The sequence below is a fragment of the Roseateles sp. P5_B10 genome (assembly GCF_056400485.1).
The window spans coordinates 1-2,515 of record NZ_JBFULE010000757.1; the positions used below are offsets into that span (position 1 = coordinate 1).

2 protein-coding genes and 1 pseudogene are annotated in these 2,515 nt (G+C 66.0%); all 3 read left to right on the forward strand.

All coding sequences use genetic code 11. The annotated features are described in order from the left end of the window. The coding region (locus tag AC1DU6_RS27125) for an anti-CBASS protein Acb1 family protein (protein ID WP_477860907.1) at positions 1-1,185 on the forward strand (1,185 nt) is incomplete at its 5' end. Next, a complete protein-coding gene (locus tag AC1DU6_RS27130) occupies positions 1,182-2,108 on the forward strand; it encodes a phage minor head protein (protein WP_477860909.1) in 927 nt (308 codons plus the stop codon). The genes AC1DU6_RS27125 and AC1DU6_RS27130, both read left to right, overlap by 4 nt. 48 nt (positions 2,109-2,156) lie before the next feature. Next, a pseudogene (locus tag AC1DU6_RS27135) lies at positions 2,157-2,515 on the forward strand (hypothetical protein); the annotation flags it as partial.

Here is a 2,515-nt window from a genome sequence, read left to right on the forward strand (position 1 = left end):
CGCATCAAGAAGAAGGACGCCGACGAGGTCAGCCCGTGGGAGACGAAGGTCGGAGAGCTATTGGACTCGATCAACGGTTGGCAGAAGCTGCGCGACTTCGACCGTCGCAACATGGTTGGCCGGTTCTCCGCGCTGATTTACCGCGTGGCCGACGGGCAGCCGCTCAATCAGCCGCTGGTGAGCGGCACGAAGCTGGTCGACATCGTCCCGGTGTTCGAAGACCAGATCCAGGTGATCAAGTGGCAGGAAGACCAGGCGGCCGACAACTACGGTCAGCCGCTGATGTTCCAGTACCGCACGCGCTCGCCGCAGGCCAACGCCAACACCCAGGCCCAGCCGGAGACCTGGGTCGACGCGCACCCCAGCCGCGTCCAGATCCTGGCCGAGGGCAGCGTCGGCGACTTCTTCGACGGCGTGCCACTGCTGCAAGCCGGCATCAACCACCTGATCGACCTCGAGAAGATCGCCGGCGGGTCGGCCGAGGGTTTCCTGAAGAACAGCGCCCGCACGCTGGTTTTCAGATACGACAAGGAATCCAACGTCCTGGCCATTACGCAGAACGCGGACGGCACACCGTCGACCAAGACAGTGCGCGAGGTGCATGAGGAGCAGACCCGCAACCTCAACCGCAACCAGGACAGCAGCATCGTCATCCAGGGCGGAGAGGCCAGCGCCCTTCAGACCACGGTCGCGGATCCTGAGCCGTCGTTCGGCGTGGCCGCGAACCTCTTTGCCGCCTCGGTGCGCATCCCCTTCACGATCCTCTTCGGGCAGCAGACCGGCCGGATGGCAAGCGACGAAGACCGCGCCGACTTCAACGAGCGCTGCGCCTCTCGCCAGGCCAACGAGCTGACGCCGATGCTCAAGCAGCTTGTGCGCCGCATGCAGACCATCGGCCTGATCGATGCTGGGGACTTCGAGGTCGAGTGGCCTGACCTTGGCGCGCCGAAGGGCGAGCAGAAGCTCACGAACGCCCAGACCATGGCCACGACCAACAAGACGGCATTCGATGGCGGTGCAACCGAGCCCATCTTCGATGCCGACGAGATCCGCAAGGCGGCCGGCTACGAAGAGCGCAAGGCGGCTGGCGACGAGTTCAAGGAAGATCTGCCGCCCGAGCCATTGCCCGGCGATCCAGCCGGCAAGCCCATGCCGAAGCCCGGGGCCAAGCCGGCGGCCAAGTGAAGCGCGTCCCGAACCCGCTGATCCCGGGCAACGTCCAGGAGCGGACAGGGTCAATGGGCATCCTGCGCCGCGCGGTGCGGGAGATCTACCGGCGCTACGCCGGCCTGCAGGTCGACGTGCTGGCCATCTTCGACGGAATCCGGGTCTACAGCCTCAATGACACGGCGATGGCCGGCACGCTGTACGGCCTGACGCCTGACGAGATGGCCGCCACGACGCAGGCCCTGCAGGAGGCGCTCGATCGCTGGATCATCTCGGGCCGGGACACCTCGCGGCACTTCTGGTACGCGCCCTACGACGAAGAGGCGAGCCAGCTCGGCTCAGCGCAGAGCGTCGCCAACCTGACCCGGCTGTCCGAGGGCTACGCCGCGGCGCGCAGCCTGCAGCAGGTCGTGTTCTCGGACGCCTACCGCAACCGGGTTGGCATGGCCCAGGTGAAGAGCTACGAACACTGGACCGGCCTGGCCGCCGAGGCGCGGGCGGACCTGTCGCAGATCATCGGCCGGGCCGTGGTCGACGGGAAGAACCCCAAGGCCGTGCGCACAGAGATCATGGAACGGTTGGACGTCAGCCGCTCGAAGGCTGCCAGCTACGCTCAGACCGACATCACCGACACCCTGCGCCAAGCGCGATGGGCGGAGGCTGACTATGCGACCGAGAGCCTGGGCCTGAACCTGGGGTTGCTTTGGACGTCAGCGCTGATCCCGACGACGCGGCCATGGCACGCCAGCCGCAATGGGATGGTCACGACCACGGCCGAGGTGCGCGAGTTCTACGGCAAGAACGGCAACCGGTACCGCTGCCACTGCGCGCAGACCGAATGCCTGCTGGATACCGACAACAACCCCATCCTCACCCAGGGGCTGAAAGACAAGATGGCCGCGGAGAAGGGCGCCTGGCAGAAGGCGCACGGCAAGCGCTGACGCCTTCCTAGCATCAGGGCTTCCCCGTCACTGGCCAAGGGGATCGCCGTGAGCCGCGGCACCTTCCAAGGAATCAATCTCATGAAACGAATGATCGGTTGTCTACTGGTCGCTGCGGTGGCCTGTCTGTCTCTGGGTGTGGCGAGTGCTTCGGGTGTGGATGCGTGCCAGATGGTGGCGCAGGCGCCGGACATGACGGCCACCGTGCTGATGGCTTCGGCCGTGCTGGGCGCGCCCTTGGCCGAAGCTGTTGTTCCCGTGCCGATGCGTGCGAAGTTCGTTGTCAACGCGGTCGAGCGCATGGTGGGCGCGGATGGCAGCGTGACCGGAGAGCGCGTCAAGTTCAATGCGGTTTGCAAATCGAGTGCGTACCCGGCGGACGGGACCGACGAGGACAACACCTACGC